Genomic DNA, 16,871 nt, shown 5'->3' with positions numbered 1-16,871 from the left:
TTGAAACGAAAATTCATCTAAATGAAAAAAATATTAGCTTTATTGTTATTTGTTGGTGCATCAGCACTTTATGCTCAACAAAAAACGCATACAGTTCAAGCCAAAGAAACCGTTTACGGAATTTCGAAACAATATGGTGTTTCGCAAGAAGAATTGTATAAAGCCAACCCTAAAATTGAAAAAAATGGGATTCATCCAGGTGATTTGATTGTAATTCCAACCAAAGGGACTGCAACAAACCAACCAACAGAAACCAATAATCCTACTCAACATGTAACTACTTCTGACGATAATTATCAATACATTACGATAGAGCCGAAAGAAACCGTTTACAACTTGACTAAAAAATATTCTATTTCGGAAGAAACATTGTATTCTTTAAATCCTCAAATCAAAGAAAGAGGTTTAGAAATTGGAGATGTGATTAAACTTCCGAAAGTGGTAACGAACAAAGTTTTTTCTGTACCGAAAGGAACTCACTTGATCAAAAAAGGGGAAACGTTATATACATTAGCCAAACAATATAATGTAAGTGTTGACGATTTTTATGCTGAAAATCCAGCATTACAAACTGGAGTAAAAGAAGGCATGGTCATTTCTATCCCTAAAAAATCGGGGTCAGTTACTATTGAAGAAAACTCGATCAATTATGTTGTTCAGAACGGTGATTCTGCTTACGGAATATTAGAGAGATACAATACGAATTTAGATGAGTTATTGCGTTTAAATCCTGAATTAATTAATGGGTTAAAAGCTGGAATGACTCTTAAAATTCCATTGCAAAAAAATGCAAAAATCATCAAATATGGAACTGCAGGGAAATTGAAACGTGCAAATGACAACGAAATTAATGTTGCCATCTTGTTGCCTTTTGATGTAGCTAATAATCCACAATTGAAAAACTCGCAAGCGATGCAATTTTTTACCGGAACTAAATTAGCCTTAACACGTTTAGCAAAAAAAGGTAAAAATGTCAATGTAAAAGTCGTCGATACAAAAGACGGAAATCTACAAGATATCCTATCGACAACCGATTTCAGTAAAACAGATGCAGTTATTGGTCCCTTAAATACTTCTGATGTAACCGAAGTCGCAAACTTTTTTAGTAATTCTGGAATTGCTGTGATTTCGCCTTATGCGAATGATGATTCATTGAATTCTTTTAATGATTTATTGATTTCTAATCCAAAAGATGAAGTTATCGCGGATCAAATCATCGATGAAATTGGGAAAAATTTTGCTGGAGAACAAGTTTATTTATTGACAAATCGTGATGATCAAGAATTAGCAAATTACACAAAGAAACAATTAGAAAAACAATTGAAAGCTAATGTGGTTATCGTAGATAGTGCTTCTAAAATTGTACAACCGCACGATAAAGTAAATGGTGAAGATTATTATACACCAATTATTACGGTTTTAGTTGGAGATGATGATGCATTAGGAAAGCAATATTTAGAAAAATTAAAAACATTTCACAAAGACAACATCAAAGCTTACGGAATAAAAGCTGTTTCGGTTTATGATGTGTATAATCCAGAAAATGCGAAAAATATTGATGCTTTCCGCGAATTTGGGTTTGTCTTTAGTACCGCACGCTTAATCAATACAAGAGATACAGAAGTACAAAGTGTTTTGAAAGATTTTAAAGATGTTTATTGCGAATTCCCTACACGTTACGAGCAAATTGGATACGATGTAACATATGATATTGTAGATAGAATGAACAATAAAGGAGATGTTACGAATAATATTACAACAGAATATACACGTGTGGCTTCTAAATTTGCTTACAAAAAAGCAAGTGGAAGTAAAGCATTTACAAACGATGCGAGTCGTATAGTACGTTTACCAAAAAAATAAATACTTCTAAAAATTATACCTAAAAGCGATACTAAATCATAGTATCGCTTTTTCTTTTTTATGAATTAGAATTAAAATCTTCAGAATGAAAGTATTTTTTCTAAATTTGGATATGCACAAACTTAAAGACAATTTACTCGTAAAAGTGATCCTTGCCATTGTGCTTGGAATTGCACTTGGCGGAATTATACCAGAAGCTATTGGTCGTATATTTATGACTTTTAATGACTTTTTTAGCGAATTACTCAACTTTTTAATACCGTTAATTATTGTCGGATTAATTGTTCCATCAATTGGGAGACTGGGACAAACTGCTGGAAAATTATTGTTTACGACAGTATTGATCGCTTATGGTTCCTCTATATTATCAGGACTATTAGGTTATTCTGTAAGCATGTCTGTATTTCCTACTCTATTAGAAAATCAAACAGGACAAATAAATTTAGCAGAAAAAGCGAAAGAATTTGCACCTTATTTTTCAATCGAATTTCCTCCTTTATTTGGTGTAATGCCAGCCTTAATCTTTTCATTCCTTTTCGGAATTGGATTATCAAGATTAAAAAATTCTACTTTTGGAAATTTTGCAGATGATTTTGAAACGATTATAACCTATTTAATTAAAAACTTAATTATTCCACTTTTACCAATTTTCATTTTCGGAATTTTCTTGAATATGTCTTATTCTGGACAAGTATTTACGATTATGAATGTATTTTTAAAAATAATTGGCGTCATCTTCGTTCTACATATTTTGTTGTTACTTGTTCAATTTATTATTGCTGGATCAATTGCAAAGAAAAATCCATTGACGATGTTAAAATTGATGATGCCGGCATATTTTACAGCCTTAGGAACGCAATCATCTGCTGCAACAATTCCGGTTACAATTGCGCAAGTAAAGAAAATTGGAGTTCGAGAAGAAATTGCAAATTTTGCAGTGCCTTTGTGCGCAACGATTCATTTATCTGGTTCGATGTTAAAAATCGTTTGTTGTTGTTTAGCATTAATGCTAATTCAAGGAATGGAAATCGATTTTATTCAATTTTTTGGATTTATGATGATGCTTGGTGTCGCAATGGTCGCAGCGCCTGGAGTACCTGGTGGAGCAATTATGGCAGCAATAGGAATTATCGCTTCGATGTTAGGATTTGATGCAGAAAATCAAGCATTAATGATTGCACTTTATATTGCAATGGACAGCTTTGGTACTGCAGGTAATGTAACGGGAGACGGTGCAATTGCCGTAACCTTAAATAAGTTATTTAAGAAAGAAGTTCAATAAATAAACTATTAATGATATAAAAGAAGCGTTCTAAAATTAATTTAGAACGCTTTTTTAGTTATAAAAATATATAAATGAGGAATGTACTTGTTGATTAGAACCCTACTCCACCACCTTGATTTTCTGTTTTATTTCTCTGAGCTTCTGCACGAGAACGCACTTTTCCACCGAAATTATACGTAAAACCAATATTTAATGTTTGAGCTTCCCAACGGAAATTGCCGTAACCTCTTGCAGGATCGTACATTTCTAAACGTCCGTAAAATGTTCTGAAAATATCACTTACACGAGCACTTAAAGCAGCTTTACCACCCATAAATGTGTAACGTGCACCTAAATCCATACGCCACATATCTTGCATTTCTCCTTGTACAAAACGGTATTTACCTGAGTACATAAAGAAATGTTGTAAACTAATTGATTTCGTTACTTTGAATGTGTTGTTCATACGAGCTGTCAAACGATTAGCGTCTATTTCTGCTGTGTATGGATTTTTAAATTCATCCATTCTGGCAACAACCATTGTATTGTGTGTAAAATCTCCACTAATATTTGATGACCACCATTTTGTTGGAACAAGATTAAACGCTAATTCGAAACCATATGCATTTACTTTATCGTAGTTTTCATATAATTGGATGAATTTTTCTGAATTTGTATCATCAACCAATACACTACGGAAAATATTATCTTGTACATGTCTGTAAAATACATTAGCCGAAATAGAATTTTTACCAATTCGTTGTAAATATCCAACTTCAAAATTATCTGTGTATTCAGGTTTTAATTCTGGATTTCCAATGCTTGACATTAATGGAGTTGACCATTCTGCTACTGGAGATAATTGTCTGATTCCTGGACGATCTATTCGACGGCTATAATTCAACGAAACTTGTCCTTTTTCTGATACATCGTATGTTAAGAATGCAGATGGAAAGAAATCTAATTTATCTTTATCAATATTCTTCGTTTCTTGATTGTAAAAATAATTTCCTTTGTCTTTATATTGTTCTGCTCGTAATCCTAATTGCATACCAAATTTCCCGAATTTTTGACCATAATTTACATATGCAGAAAGGAAATCTCTCGTGAAATCAAAATCTGTACTAGGGTCAATTAAGGTGTTTTCGATATCAATTCGTCTATCAGTTAGCAACGTATTGTTATTTTTTTCGCGACGAAATTGCAATCCTGCTTCTATTTTTCCGCCATCTTTTATTTGATTTGTATAATCTAAATTTACACGAACATTATCCGTTTTAGAATCACGATCTTCGTAATAATTTTCTGTTTCAGGATAAGTATTGTGCATATTTCGCCAATCCGTATTTGTCGCTTGAGAGAAAAATGCATCTAAAACAATGTTGTGGTCTTTTTTATCGAAATCACGTTTAAAGTTTAAACTATAGTCTTGACTTTTCCAATCTCCATCAAAATTAGAATTATTTGGGTGAAGAGTATTGACATCTGTTTTTATAATGTCCGAACCAATTTCACCATGTCCTTCTCCAAACCATTGATTGGTATAAACTGTTAAAGCTGTTTTATCATCAATAAACCAGTCAAATCCGAATTTAGCTGCTTGACTTTCATCTTTATTCAAAATATCAATCGCTTGCCAACGTTTAGAATCATAATTATCTAAGTATCCATGAAATTCGTTTGGACGTTTGTTGTAGCTATAATTTCCAAAAAAGTTAAATGAACCTATATTTACATTTGCAGTTAATGAATTATTGAAACGACTTTTTTTACCTTGTTCATAACCTGTATTTAACGTAACATTATATCCTTTTTTCTGACCTTTTATCATGACAATATTAATGATTCCAGATTTCCCGTCTGCTTCATATTTTGCAGAAGGATTGGTTATAATTTCTACACTTTTTATTTGATTAGAAGGAATTTGTTTTAATACTTCCGAAGCTGATAAAGAAGAAGGTTTACCGTCGATATAAATTTTTACATTTTCGTTTCCTCTTAGAGATAACTCACCTGTTTGTTGATCCACATTAACAGACGGAATGTTATTAAGAACAGCAGCTGCGTTCGCTCCAGCAGACACTAAATCATTTCCTACTTCTACAACACGTTTGTCAATTTCGTTGCGATATTGCGAAACTTCTGCACGTACAAAAGCACCTTTTAATTCTACTGTCTCAGTAGATGAAGCTTGTAAAACAATATTTCCTAAATTTAATTCACCTCCTTTTACTTCTGCTGTTGTCACAGATTGTTGGTAGCCAAATTCTGTAATTACCAAACGATAATTTCCGTCTTCTAAATCTGGAATTTCAAATGTTCCATCTTCATTAGCATAAACTTCATCAAATAATTCTTTTGAATCAGCTTTAAAAATCTGAATTGCAGCCATAGCTACAGCTTCATTTTTTGCATTTTCAATCTTTCCCTTCACAGGATGATACTCCTGCGCAAATCCGTAAATAGAACAAACGGAGAAAAGAATAGCTAAAGTAATTTTATTTAATTTCATAGTTGATATTTTGCATAGTACTATGTTTTACATAATACAAAGTTATAATGATCCGAACTTTTACCTAATTAGACGTTTTTAAATTTATTCTGTTACAGAAAATGGAAAATAATTATAACGTGAGCGATAAATACGTAAACACATTGAACGATAACATTTTCCTAATAAGACGCAAGAATTAAAAAATTGTTACAACAATTATAATTTTTTTTAAAATTTTATTTCCTCAACTGAAAAACTTACTTTTATCATTCAATTAATATTAATTCAAAAATTGCTAAAACATTGAGTTCAATTGTCATATTAGGCGCAGGTAATGTTGCATTTCATTTAACTCGTGCATTAATCGAAAACACTTGCAATGTTCGACAAATATTCAATAGAACATTAGAGCATGCCAGAGAAATAGGCGAAGCAAATAGAATTTCGTACACTGATAAAATATCTGAAATTGAAAAAGCAGATGTTTACATTATCGCAAGTGCGGATTCTGGTATCGAAGAATTTTCGCATTATATCCCATACGATGATGTATTAGTCGTGCATACATCAGGTTCGTCGCCAATGTCTGTGTTGAAAGGAGATTATCGTAAAGGAGTTTTTTATCCGTTGCAAACTTTCTCGAAAGAAAGAACGATGCGTTATGATAATATTCCATTTTTTATCGAAGCCGAAAATCCTGAAGATTTAAAAACATTAAATGATTTAGGAAATCGTATTTCCAATGAAGTTCATGAATTAAATTTTGCGAGCAGAATGCAAGTGCATATGACAGGTGTTTGGGCAAATAATTTTGTCAATCATTTATATTATATCGCTGGAAATATATGCGAACAGAATAATGTGCCGTTCGATGTTTTGTTGCCGCTAATTCAAGAGACTGCCAACAAAGTAATTGAAATGAATCCGAAAGATGCTCAAACTGGACCAGCAAAACGCGGAGATCAAGTGATTATTGATCGTCATTTAGAAGCCCTTCAAGACGATTCGAGATTATTACAGATTTACCAAATAATGACAGATTCAATTAAACGAGTTTACGAAAAATGATAAGTTATAAAGAGAAACTAAATAACATCAAAACGGTTATTTTAGATGTAGATGGAGTTTTGACAGACGGTAATTTAATTTTATTACCAACTGGCGAAATGGTGAGAACAATGAATACACGAGATGGTTATGCCATGCAATTGGCTATTAAACAAGGAATTCGTATTGCAGTAATTACAGGAGGAAGAGATGAAGCTGTAGTTAATCGTTTAAAATATTTAGGCTTAACAGATATTTACGTGAATAAACGTGATAAAGTAGATGCTTTCGAAGATTTACTTTTTTCTTACGGATTAGACCCTGATGAAATTGCTTATATGGGCGATGATTACCCTGATTTAGCTGTAATGAATTTGGTAGGATTGGCTTGTTGTCCAAACGATGCATGTATGGATGTACGTAAAGCATCTGAATATATTTCACCTGAAAACGGTGGAAAAGGTTGTGTTCGCGATTTATTGGAACAAATCTTAAAAGTTCAAAATAAATGGTATAATGCTGAAGAAATTGCTTCGGTATAAAGGTATTTAGAATGTTATTAACCGAAAAATTTAAAGATGCCACTATCATTCTGGCATCACAATCGCCAAGAAGAAAAGAACTTTTAGCAGGATTAGGATTACAGTTTTCAACAATTTCATTGGATATTGACGAAACTTTTGATCGCAACGAATTGAAGAAAGCTCAAATCACCGATTATCTTTCTGCAAAAAAAGCAAAAGCTTATACAGCAATTCAACCAAATGATTTAATTATTACATCGGATACAACGGTTTGGGTAGATGATGAATCGTTAGAAAAAGCTTCGAATAGAGAAGAAGCTTACGAGATGATTAAAAAATTAAGCGGAAAAACACATTCTGTTTACACATCGGTTACCATTCGCTCTATAAAAAAAGAAGTCACGTTTTCTGACGAAACCCAAGTTACTTTTGCAGATTTAACAGATGAAGAAATTTATTTTTATATCGACAATTACAAACCTTTCGATAAAGCCGGTGCATACGGTGTGCAAGAATGGATTGGCTACATTGGAGTTGATAATATGAATGGTAGTTATTTTAATGTAATGGGATTGCCAACGCACAAGCTATATAAAGAGTTAATGAAATTCTAAATCATATCATCCAGCTTCGGCTGGATTTTTTTATTCTACAATTATCGTATTTTTGTTTTTCTAAAAAATCAATTTTATGAAGGTCGGTTTATATTTTGGATCATTCAATCCTATTCATGTCGGACATTTAATTATTGCCAATCATTTTCAACAATTCACCGATTTGGATCAGGTTTGGTTTGTGGTTTCGCCTCAAAATCCGTTAAAGAAAAAAAGTTCGTTGGCAAATGAATACGACCGATTAGAAATGGTTGAATTAGCGATTAAAGATTATCCTAATCTACGTGCATCCAATATTGAATTTACGTTACCAAAACCATCTTATACGATTGATACGTTAATTCATCTGAAAGAAAAATTCCCTGAACACGAATTTGCATTAATTATGGGTTCTGATAATTTGGATGGAATTTCGAAATGGAAAAATGCTGAGATTTTAATGCGCGATTACCAATTTTATGTTTATCCGCGTCCTGGTTATTCCCAAGAAGAAAATTTTGACAATGTAGAAATGGTCGAAGCACCTTTGATGGAAATTTCGTCTACATTTATACGAAATGCAATCAAAGATGAAAAAAATATCAAACCAATGTTACCTAATAAAGTTTGGGAATATTTGGATGGAAGTAATTTGTATGGATAGTTTTTAATGAGCAAATTAGTTAATTTGGAGATGTGATAATTTTAAACTTTATGTGATTCTGAAACAAGTTTAGAATGATTCATAAACTTTGTCAAGCTGAATTGATTTCTGCTTCTCATCTAAAACATAAACTTAATATTACTTAGTGAAAATTCATATGAAATCACGATTTTTATAAAAAATATTGCATGACAAAACAAGCTACAATAAATGATTTACAAACATTAGCACCATTATTTGATGCCTATCGCCAATTTTATGATAAAGAAAGTGATGTTGAAGGTGCAAAAGAATTTTTGTTAGAGAGAATTGCCAATAACGAATCGGTGATTTATTTGGCTTTTGACGAAAAAGAGAATGCAGTTGGCTTTGTACAATTGTATCCTTTATTTTCATCTACTCGAATGAAACGTTTTTGGATGTTGAATGATTTATTTGTTTCGCCTGAATTTAGAGGTCAAGGTTTTTCAAGAGAATTGATTGATCAAGCAAAAAAATTATGCAGAAAAACTGATGCTTGTGCGATGTTGTTAGAAACCAGTGTTACAAATGAGATTGGTAATTCGTTGTATCCAAGTGCTGGATTTATACTGCGCGATGATGCGAATTTTTATGAATGGGAAGTTGAACCAAATTGACGTTTCAATTCGTAGATAATGTCTTCTAATCCGTTTAATTTTATTTCGTAAACAGTCGATAATAAAACGCCTAATTTTCCTTTCGGAAATCCACCTTTTCCTACAAACCATTCAAGATAAGATACAGGTAAATCGCACAACATACGCCCTTCGTATTTACCGAAAGGCATTTTAGTTGTGACAATTTCTTTTAATATTTCGGGACGAAATCCTTCCATTATTTTGCTACAGTTCCTTTGTAAGTTGACATTCCATCCTTGAAATTGTTTGCATTACTGAACCCTTTTTCTTGCATTTTTTCTGTTGCTAATTTTGCACGAACGCCAGATTTACAATAGATGTAATAATTTTTCTTTGGATCTAATTTTTGAATTTCTTCTTCGAAATTAGGATTTTTTACATCGATGTTAATTGCACCAGGAACATGACCTTCAGCAAACTCTTCTGGTGTACGAACGTCTAACAAAACATTCTTTTTGTTCTTCAAAATAACCTCCGAAGCATTGTCCAATGTAGAAGTTATTTCTTCTATTTTAGCTTGTTTTTCATGAGTTATAGTTGAACTATTTGCACAAGACCCTAAAAGTAGAGTTCCTGTAATCATTGCGATTCCTAAAATTTTATTTACCATTATATTGATTCATTGTGTTACTTAATCCTTGAAAAATAAACGATAAAACAGCATCTGCAGCAAAATTTAATCGTTCATTTATTTTTTCGTTTTCTTCTGCTGACCATTCTCCTAAAACATAATCAACTTGTCTGCCTTCCGAAAATTCGTTTCCTACACCAAAGCGTAATCTCGCATAATTTTGACCACCAACTTTGTTCTGTATATCTTTTAAACCATTGTGCCCACCGTCGCTTCCTTTTCCACGCATACGAATTGTTCCAAATGGTAAATTCAAATCATCGGTGATGACAAATATATTTTCTAACGATATATTTTCTTTTTTCATCCAAAAACGAACTGCATCCCCACTCAAATTCATATAAGTATTTGGTTTTAATAACGTCACAGGTCTCGCTTTATATTTAAATTGTGCTACATCGCCAAAATTAGAAGGAGAAAATTTTGCTCCAGTTTTTTTAGCAACTTCTTCAACCACCTTGAAACCAATATTATGACGCGTATTTTCGTATTGAGCTCCAATATTTCCTAGCCCAATAATCAGATATTTTTGCATGCAACAAAATTACATCTTTTTACAATCATTCGGAATAAATATTTAACTTCGCTTTAAAATCTACTAAATTGATATAGGTTTTGAAAAGACATGAAATCGATAAAAAATTATCATGAAAAAAATAATTAGCGTTTTAATATTATTTGTTGGGATGAATGCCTTTTCTCAGAAAATTCCAACACTAATGAAAACTGAATTTCCTGCAGCAGCTTTACAAGATAGCGTAGTTGATTTGGAAGGAAATTCAGTAACCATCGAAAAAATTGTTTCGAACAATAAAGGTAAAATTGTTTTGATAGATTTATGGGCAACTTGGTGTGGAGATTGTATCAAAAATATGTCCTCGTTGAAAAAATTACACGAAAAAAATCCTGATGTAACATTTGTTTATCTCTCAATGGATAAGTCTGAAGATGCTTGGAAAAATGGAATTGAAAAATATCAAATTGAGGGTCAACACTTTTACTTAGGAAACAATTGGAAGGGTAATTTTGGCACAGGGATTGATTTAAATTGGATACCGAGATATTTGGTTCTTGATCAAAATGGAAAAATAGCAAATTACTACAGTGTAAAAGCTGATGACCCAAAAGTTCAGGAAACAATTGATCGTTTACGAAATAAATAGTTTATAGTTTACCAACCTAAGGGTGATTGAAATTGAAAAATCAATCACCCTTTTCTTTTATTAATTGCTAAAAATCAATACCTTCCATAGAATAAAAATAAATATTCTATAATTTTTTGTAGAGCATTTTTTATATCAAACTTTTAGTTATTATTGCATTGATTTTAATACCCTTTATATTTATATGAAAATATGCTTCGTAATGTATCCTTGGGACAAGGTTGAACCAGGAAAAGACACCACTATGCGAATTATTAAAGAATGCGTAGATCGTGGTTTTGAAGTATCCTATTTAACAAAAAAAGATATCTCTATTGCCAAAGGCAAAGTTGTAGGTAACTGCAGAAAGATGATTACTACAGATACAACGGATTGTGTAGAATTTTATCACACCATGAAATTTGAAAGTAGTATCAAAGATTTAACCGAGTTTGATATGATTTTTATGAGAGCCGATCCACCAATTGATCCGCTTTTATTGAACATGTTAGAATTGATCGAAGATAAAGTTTTTTTCGTCAATAAAATTTCTGGTTTACGTAAAGCAAATAACAAAATATACGCTGCTTCTTTTGATGATGGTCAGGAAACAATTGTTCCTCAAACGCTTATTACGAAAGATATCGATTTAATTAAATCGTTTGTTGAAGAAAATAAATTCGAAAAATTTATCATCAAACCATTAGATGGAATGGGAGGTAAAGGTGTAATTCTTTTCGAACGAAAAAATATTGGTAACTTAAGCTCGATTTGCGATTTTTATGTCAATCATTCTGGAATTTCTCAACCTATTATTTGTCAAAATTATATTGAAGGTGCAGAAAAAGGAGACGTTCGTGCAATTGTGATTAATGGAGAACCTATTGGCGCTATTATGCGTGTGCCTGCAGATGGTGATCACCGTTCTAATATTTCGGCTGGTGGTTCTGCAATTAAACATGATATGAGTGAGCATGAATTAGAATTGTGCCGTAAAATAGGGAAACAATTAAATGAAGATGGAATTTATTTTTGCGGAATCGATTTGATTAACGGAAAAATGGTTGAATTAAATGTCGTAAGTCCTGGGGGAATTGTCCCTCATAACAATGTAAACAATAACAACGAGATACAGAAACAAATTGTATCAATGTTATTGGAGAAATATAAAGAATTTAAAGCATGAAATCCTTAAGTATACAGCAAATATTAGATAATATTGAGAACGAAATTGTATTTGAAGCTTATGCAGAAGACGACTCATTCAAAATAAAAATTGACGAATACATTCCTTACGTTTGTGCTGCCATTCACGATGGTGGACAAATGCGCGAAGATATTCGAGAAAAATGTTTATTGAGTAATTACGAGCGTTGGTACGAAGAAGATCCTCATACAGCCGAGTTTGTAGAAACTTTCCCAATCTTAATTCAAGGTTGTGATTCTCGATTTGAATACGATTTAAACCGTGGTCCAGAAAATGCTGTGTACGAAGAAGCTTGGGGAAAACAAGTTTGGAAAGAGCCTTTATCTATTTCTCAAAAACAAAAAAGTAGTGCAAAACACCATGCTTTTTACGAAGTTTTACAAGCTTTAATCAGTAAGCTCGAATCTAAGTTTAAATCGTGTTTGGTATACGATATTCATTCTTACAACTGGAAGCGTTGGGATCGTCCAGTTCCTGTTTTTAATATTGGAGCTGAACGTATCGATAACGAACGTTATGGAAAATATGTTGAAAGTTGGCGCGATGAATTGGCAAATATTGAAATAGAAAATATTCATAATTATTCGGCTATAAACGATGTTTTTTACGGACGTGGTTATTTGTTAGAATTTGTGACAACTAATTTCAAAAATACATTGGTATTAGCGACAGAGGTTTCTAAAATTTATTGTGATGAATTGACGGGAGAATCTTTCCCCGAAATTATCAATCAAATAAAAGAAGGGTTTAAATCGGCAATTTTAAATCATGCTTATGAATTCGTAAAAACAGAAACAACCTATAAAGTAGGATCAAAACAAGTGAATATTCTGCACAACGAATTGGAATCTGATTTGGTGAAAATTGACAAACAATTGTATCAATTGGTTCAGAATTTTGAATTGTTAAGTGTTATCAATCCAATAAACTTAGAGTTTGAAAAAAAGAAATTCTTGGCTTCTAAATATACATACGAACCTCAATTTAAGTACAATCCTCTAAATATTGATCCATTCGAATTTAAACGAAAATTGTCGAATATTAAAGTCGAAAAAATCAATGATATCAGTATTCAAAACATGTACATGAATACTATCAATGCCTATTTTGATAAGGTAGATTTGTTGGCAAATCTTGGGACAGATAAATTCTTGTACAATTCGTTGCGTTATTTTGGTGAACCAACTAAAAAAGACATCGAAAATGCGAATTTCATTCTGTATTGTCCTGAATTTAGGATGGATAAACAAGGTGATTATACCGAAGAAGAAGTTGTAAATTTATTTAGAAATGCAACAAATGATTACGGTTTCAAGTTTGATATTGAAGTTTCGGATGATATTGCATCAAAAGCGCTTGTGATTAACAGCAAGAAAAAAGTGGTAATTAAGCGTGGTGTAAAATTCGATAAACGTTTTACAAATGGTTTAATTGAACACGAAATTGGTGTACACATGGTGACGACGATGAATGCATTGGATCAACCATTAAAAATATTTAGCATTGGTTTACCTGTTAATACGTTAACGCAAGAAGGTTTAGCGATTTTAAGTGAATATTATTCTGATTCTATTAATCATAGCCGATTGAGGGAACTTGGTTTACGCGTAATGGCAGTTCATATGTTGACAAACGGAAAATCTTTCAACGAAACATTTATGACATTGATGGAAGAATATAAAATGCAAGCAGAAGATGCTTTTTATTTGTCAACTCGTGTGTATCGAGGTGGTGGTTTCACGAAAGATGCGCTTTATTTAAAAGGTTTAAAAACAATTTTGAACTATGTTGATCAAGGACGTTCTTTGGATAATTTATTAATTGGTAAAACATCAGTAGAATATATTGATACGATTGATGAGTTAGTAGAACGAAGAATGATTAATAAACCAAAGTATTACACAAAAATTTTCAAGAAACATCTTGAAAACCCAGAAATTAATCCAATTTTACAATATATTTTTAATGGAATTAAAGACTAATAAAAAAGCGAGATAAAATACACTGCCCCCCAAAAGTGTCTAACTTTTTTGGGGCAGTCTAATACAAGTCGTTTTTTTTATTTTTCGGAAAAGATTATTTTACAAAATCTTCTGCTTGTTTAAGAGCAGCATCCAATCCAGAAACCTCTTTACCACCTGCAGTAGCTAAGAAAGGTTGTCCACCTCCACCACCGTTGATGTGTTTTGCGATTTCTTTTACAATTTGCCCTGCATTATACCCTTTTTCATCCACAAGATTTTTTGCAATCGAAATGGTGATAGATGGTTTTACAGTATCATTAGTTCCCACAACTATAAATGCATTTTCGATTTCTTTTGTTAAATCAATTGCATTTTGTTTTGCAGCATTTGTATCTAAATTTGTTTTTACAGCTAAGAAATTAACGCCGTTGATAGTTTGAACAGCTGTTTTCCAAGTTGCTTTTTCAGCCGCAGCTTGTTGCGCAACAAAAGATTCTAATTGTTTTTTCAATTCAGCATTTTCATCCAATAAATGTTGAACAGCTTTTACCGCATCATTTTTCGTTTTAAGAGCAGCTAGAACATCATTGTAGTTTTTCTCCGCCTCTTTGTACGCTTCGATTGCTTTGTTAGATGTAATTGCTTCGATACGACGAATACCTGCTGCAGTAGAAGATTCAGATAAAATTCTGAATAATCGAATATCAGCTGTGTTTTTTACATGCGTACCACCACATAACTCGATAGAAGAACCAAAACGAATTACACGAACTTTATCACCGTATTTTTCACCGAATAATGCCATTGCTCCGTCAGCGATAGCTTCGTTGATATCACAATCTCTTTTTTCGATTAATGGTAAAGCATCTGCAATTTTATCATTTACTTTTTGCTCAACAATTGCCAATTCTTCATCTGTCATTTTAGAGAAATGAGAAAAGTCAAAACGTAAATAATCATCACCAACATAAGAACCTTTTTGTTCAACATGAGTTCCTAAAACTTCGCGTAACGCTTCGTGCATTAAGTGAGTTGCGGAGTGATTTTTAGTTGTTTCGTTACGTTTTTCAACATTTAATTTAGCATTAAAAGTAGCATTTACATTTTCTGGTAAAGTTTCAACGAAATGAATAACTAAATTGTTTTCCTTTTTTGTATCGATAATTTCTATCGTTTCGTTTAACGTAGAAATTGATCCAGTATCACCAATTTGTCCTCCTGATTCTGCATAGAAAGGCGTTTGGTTGAATACCAATTGAAAAAATTCTCCTTTTTTATTTTTTACTTTTCTGTAACGTGTAATTTTTACTTCAGCTTCTGTGTTATCATAAGCGATAGAAGTTTCATTGCCTGCATTATCCAAAATAACCCAGTCATCCGTTACCAAAGCTGTTGCTTTTTTCGAACGTTCTTTTTGCTTTGCCATTTCAACATCAAATCCAGCTTCGTCAATTGTGAAGCCATGATCTTCTGCAACAATACGAGATAAATCTGCAGGGAAACCGAAAGTATCATACAGTTCGAATACCACATCACCAGGTACAACTTTAGAATCTCCTAATTGCTCGATGATTTGATTTAATCTGTTCAATCCTTGTTCAATTGTACGTAAGAAAGATGCCTCTTCTTCGCGAATAACTCCTGTTACAATTGTTTCTTGTTTTACTAATTCTGGGAAAAATTCACCCATTTCAGCTTTCAAGATTGGATATAATTTATAGATAAAAGGTTCGTTAAGACCTAAAAAACGGTATCCGTAAGAAATAGCACGACGTAAGATACGGCGTATAACATATCCTGCACCTGTGTTAGAAGGTAATTGTCCGTCTGCAATTGCAAAAGAAACAGCGCGTAAATGGTCTACAACAACACGAATTGCAATATCCGTTTTTTCAGCTGTATCATATTTTACTCCAGAGATTTCTTCTAATTTTTGGATTAATGGTTGGAAAACATCAGTGTCGTAGTTAGATGATTTACCTTGTAAAACCATTGCCAAACGCTCAAATCCCATTCCTGTATCGATATGTCGAGCAGGTAAAGACTCTAAAGAGCCATCAGCTTTGCGTTGATATTGCATAAATACCAAGTTCCAAATTTCGATTACTTGTGGATGATCCATATTAACTAAAGATTTTCCATCAACAGCTAAACGATCTGCTTCTGGTCGAATGTCAATATGAATTTCAGAACAAGGTCCACATGGTCCAATATCACCCATTTCCCAGAAATTATCTTTTTTATTTCCGTAAAGAATTCGGTCTTCCGCAATATGTTGTTTCCAAAGCTCTAATGCTTCTTCATCTAAAGAAGTTCCATCACCTTTGTCACCCTCAAAAACAGTTACATAGATTTGATCTTTAGAAATTCCGTATTTTTCTGTTAGTAATTCCCATGCCCAAGCAATTGCTTCTTTTTTGAAGTAATCACCAAAAGACCAGTTTCCTAACATTTCGAACATCGTGTGGTGGTAAGTATCTTTTCCTACATCGTCCAAATCATTATGTTTACCAGAAACACGAAGACATTTTTGTGTATCCGCGATACGATTACTTTTTGGAGTTCCGTTTCCTAAAAAGAATTCTTTGAATTGTGCCATACCCGAATTATTAAACATTAATGTCGGATCGTCTTTCAAAACAATAGGTGCAGAGTCGACAATTGAGTGTCCTTTTGTTTCAAAAAAATGCAAAAATTCTTTTCTTATATCTTTGGATTTCATTTATTTAAATTATTTTTATCATTTGATTAACATGTTTGCTCATACAATATTCGTTACTTTGCAAACGTTTTACAAAGATAATAAAAGCTTGGTTAAG

At 32.4% G+C, this 16,871-nt stretch carries 15 protein-coding genes; 10 read left to right on the top strand and 5 right to left on the bottom strand.

The window, feature by feature from the left end:
- The first annotated feature begins 21 nt into the window (after positions 1-21).
- Positions 22-1,863 carry a LysM peptidoglycan-binding domain-containing protein gene (locus NZD85_RS07940; RefSeq protein WP_260541291.1) on the top strand — a complete coding sequence of 614 codons (1,842 nt, stop codon included), beginning with the start codon at positions 22-24 and terminating at the stop codon, positions 1,861-1,863.
- Between the two features lie 112 nt (positions 1,864-1,975).
- Positions 1,976-3,145, top strand: coding sequence for a dicarboxylate/amino acid:cation symporter (locus NZD85_RS07935; protein WP_396127095.1), 1,170 nt, complete (start codon positions 1,976-1,978; stop codon positions 3,143-3,145).
- 94 nt (positions 3,146-3,239) lie between these two features.
- Here NZD85_RS07935 and NZD85_RS07930 read toward each other — a convergent pair whose 3' ends face one another.
- The gene (locus NZD85_RS07930; RefSeq protein WP_260541289.1) at positions 3,240-5,639 is read right to left on the bottom strand and encodes a TonB-dependent receptor; all 2,400 of its coding nucleotides are present in this window, start codon (positions 5,637-5,639) and stop codon (positions 3,240-3,242) included.
- Between the two features lie 285 nt (positions 5,640-5,924).
- Between NZD85_RS07930 and NZD85_RS07925 the strand changes: the two genes are divergently transcribed.
- The 5 genes from NZD85_RS07925 (at position 5,925) to NZD85_RS07905 (ending at position 9,087) form a co-directional block, all read left to right on the top strand.
- The gene (locus NZD85_RS07925; protein ID WP_260541288.1) at positions 5,925-6,689 is read left to right on the top strand and encodes a Rossmann-like and DUF2520 domain-containing protein; all 765 of its coding nucleotides are present in this window, start codon (positions 5,925-5,927) and stop codon (positions 6,687-6,689) included.
- Positions 6,686-7,210 (top strand): KdsC family phosphatase, encoded by a 525-nt coding sequence (locus NZD85_RS07920; RefSeq protein ID WP_171622554.1) that lies wholly within the window; start codon positions 6,686-6,688, stop codon positions 7,208-7,210. Before NZD85_RS07925 ends, NZD85_RS07920 begins: the two co-directional genes overlap by 4 nt.
- 11 nt (positions 7,211-7,221) lie before the next feature.
- Positions 7,222-7,806, top strand: coding sequence for a Maf family nucleotide pyrophosphatase (locus tag NZD85_RS07915; RefSeq protein WP_260541285.1), 585 nt, complete (start codon positions 7,222-7,224; stop codon positions 7,804-7,806).
- Between the two features lie 76 nt (positions 7,807-7,882).
- Positions 7,883-8,449, top strand: a complete 567-nt coding sequence (gene nadD / locus NZD85_RS07910; protein WP_171622552.1) for a nicotinate (nicotinamide) nucleotide adenylyltransferase — start codon at positions 7,883-7,885, stop codon at positions 8,447-8,449.
- A 188-nt stretch (positions 8,450-8,637) separates the two neighbouring features.
- Positions 8,638-9,087 carry a GNAT family N-acetyltransferase gene (locus NZD85_RS07905; protein ID WP_260541280.1) on the top strand — a complete coding sequence of 150 codons (450 nt, stop codon included), beginning with the start codon at positions 8,638-8,640 and terminating at the stop codon, positions 9,085-9,087.
- On the opposite strand, the gene NZD85_RS07900 is transcribed toward NZD85_RS07905, so the two are convergent.
- From NZD85_RS07900 to pth, 3 genes are read right to left on the bottom strand one after another with little or no spacing between them, the layout of a single operon-like run.
- A complete protein-coding gene (locus tag NZD85_RS07900; RefSeq protein ID WP_260541278.1) occupies positions 9,060-9,305 on the bottom strand; it encodes a DUF3820 family protein in 246 nt (81 codons plus the stop codon). The genes NZD85_RS07905 and NZD85_RS07900 overlap by 28 nt on opposite strands.
- Complete coding sequence (locus NZD85_RS07895) at positions 9,305-9,718, bottom strand: rhodanese-like domain-containing protein (protein WP_260541277.1); 414 nt, start codon at positions 9,716-9,718, stop codon at positions 9,305-9,307. Before NZD85_RS07895 ends, NZD85_RS07900 begins: the two co-directional genes overlap by 1 nt.
- On the bottom strand, positions 9,708-10,274 hold the full coding sequence (gene pth / locus NZD85_RS07890) for an aminoacyl-tRNA hydrolase (protein ID WP_260541276.1): 567 nt from the start codon (positions 10,272-10,274) through the stop codon (positions 9,708-9,710). Before pth ends, NZD85_RS07895 begins: the two co-directional genes overlap by 11 nt.
- A 112-nt stretch (positions 10,275-10,386) precedes the next feature.
- Here pth and NZD85_RS07885 point away from each other — a divergent pair, with 112 nt between their 5' ends.
- The 3 genes from NZD85_RS07885 to NZD85_RS07875 all read left to right on the top strand — a co-directional run bounded on the left by NZD85_RS07885 (position 10,387) and on the right by NZD85_RS07875 (position 14,070).
- Positions 10,387-10,902 (top strand): TlpA family protein disulfide reductase, encoded by a 516-nt coding sequence (locus NZD85_RS07885; protein ID WP_260541273.1) that lies wholly within the window; start codon positions 10,387-10,389, stop codon positions 10,900-10,902.
- A gap of 202 nt (positions 10,903-11,104) precedes the next feature.
- A complete protein-coding gene (locus NZD85_RS07880; protein WP_260541271.1) occupies positions 11,105-12,067 on the top strand; it encodes an ATP-grasp domain-containing protein in 963 nt (320 codons plus the stop codon).
- On the top strand, positions 12,064-14,070 hold the full coding sequence (locus NZD85_RS07875; RefSeq protein ID WP_171622546.1) for a flavohemoglobin expression-modulating QEGLA motif protein: 2,007 nt from the start codon (positions 12,064-12,066) through the stop codon (positions 14,068-14,070). The genes NZD85_RS07880 and NZD85_RS07875 overlap by 4 nt, the downstream gene beginning before the upstream one ends.
- Positions 14,071-14,164: 94 nt before the next feature.
- On the opposite strand, the gene alaS is transcribed toward NZD85_RS07875, so the two are convergent.
- Complete coding sequence (gene alaS, locus NZD85_RS07870; protein WP_260541268.1) at positions 14,165-16,774, bottom strand: alanine--tRNA ligase; 2,610 nt, start codon at positions 16,772-16,774, stop codon at positions 14,165-14,167.
- Between the last annotated feature and the right edge of the window lie 97 nt (positions 16,775-16,871).

It is taken from the genome of Empedobacter stercoris (assembly GCF_025244765.1).
Classification (GTDB): Bacteria; Bacteroidota; Bacteroidia; order Flavobacteriales; family Weeksellaceae; genus Empedobacter; species Empedobacter stercoris.
This window is presented reverse-complemented; position numbering and strand designations above follow the sequence as displayed.

Bases quoted from the DNA above. Each gene is read 5' to 3' on its own strand.
- NZD85_RS07940 (WP_260541291.1), top strand. From the start codon at position 22: ATGAAAAAAATATTAGCTTTATTGTTATTTGTTGGTGCATCAGCACTT.
- NZD85_RS07935 (WP_396127095.1), top strand. From the start codon at position 1,976: ATGCACAAACTTAAAGACAATTTACTCGTAAAAGTGATCCTTGCCATT.
- NZD85_RS07930 (WP_260541289.1), bottom strand. From the start codon at position 5,639: ATGAAATTAAATAAAATTACTTTAGCTATTCTTTTCTCCGTTTGTTCT.
- NZD85_RS07920 (WP_171622554.1), top strand. From the start codon at position 6,686: ATGATAAGTTATAAAGAGAAACTAAATAACATCAAAACGGTTATTTTA.
- NZD85_RS07915 (WP_260541285.1), top strand. From the start codon at position 7,222: ATGTTATTAACCGAAAAATTTAAAGATGCCACTATCATTCTGGCATCA.
- nadD (WP_171622552.1), top strand. From the start codon at position 7,883: ATGAAGGTCGGTTTATATTTTGGATCATTCAATCCTATTCATGTCGGA.
- NZD85_RS07905 (WP_260541280.1), top strand. From the start codon at position 8,638: ATGACAAAACAAGCTACAATAAATGATTTACAAACATTAGCACCATTA.
- NZD85_RS07900 (WP_260541278.1), bottom strand. From the start codon at position 9,305: ATGGAAGGATTTCGTCCCGAAATATTAAAAGAAATTGTCACAACTAAA.
- NZD85_RS07895 (WP_260541277.1), bottom strand. From the start codon at position 9,718: ATGGTAAATAAAATTTTAGGAATCGCAATGATTACAGGAACTCTACTT.
- pth (WP_260541276.1), bottom strand. From the start codon at position 10,274: ATGCAAAAATATCTGATTATTGGGCTAGGAAATATTGGAGCTCAATAC.
- NZD85_RS07885 (WP_260541273.1), top strand. From the start codon at position 10,387: ATGAAAAAAATAATTAGCGTTTTAATATTATTTGTTGGGATGAATGCC.
- NZD85_RS07880 (WP_260541271.1), top strand. From the start codon at position 11,105: ATGTATCCTTGGGACAAGGTTGAACCAGGAAAAGACACCACTATGCGA.
- NZD85_RS07875 (WP_171622546.1), top strand. From the start codon at position 12,064: ATGAAATCCTTAAGTATACAGCAAATATTAGATAATATTGAGAACGAA.
- alaS (WP_260541268.1), bottom strand. From the start codon at position 16,774: ATGAAATCCAAAGATATAAGAAAAGAATTTTTGCATTTTTTTGAAACA.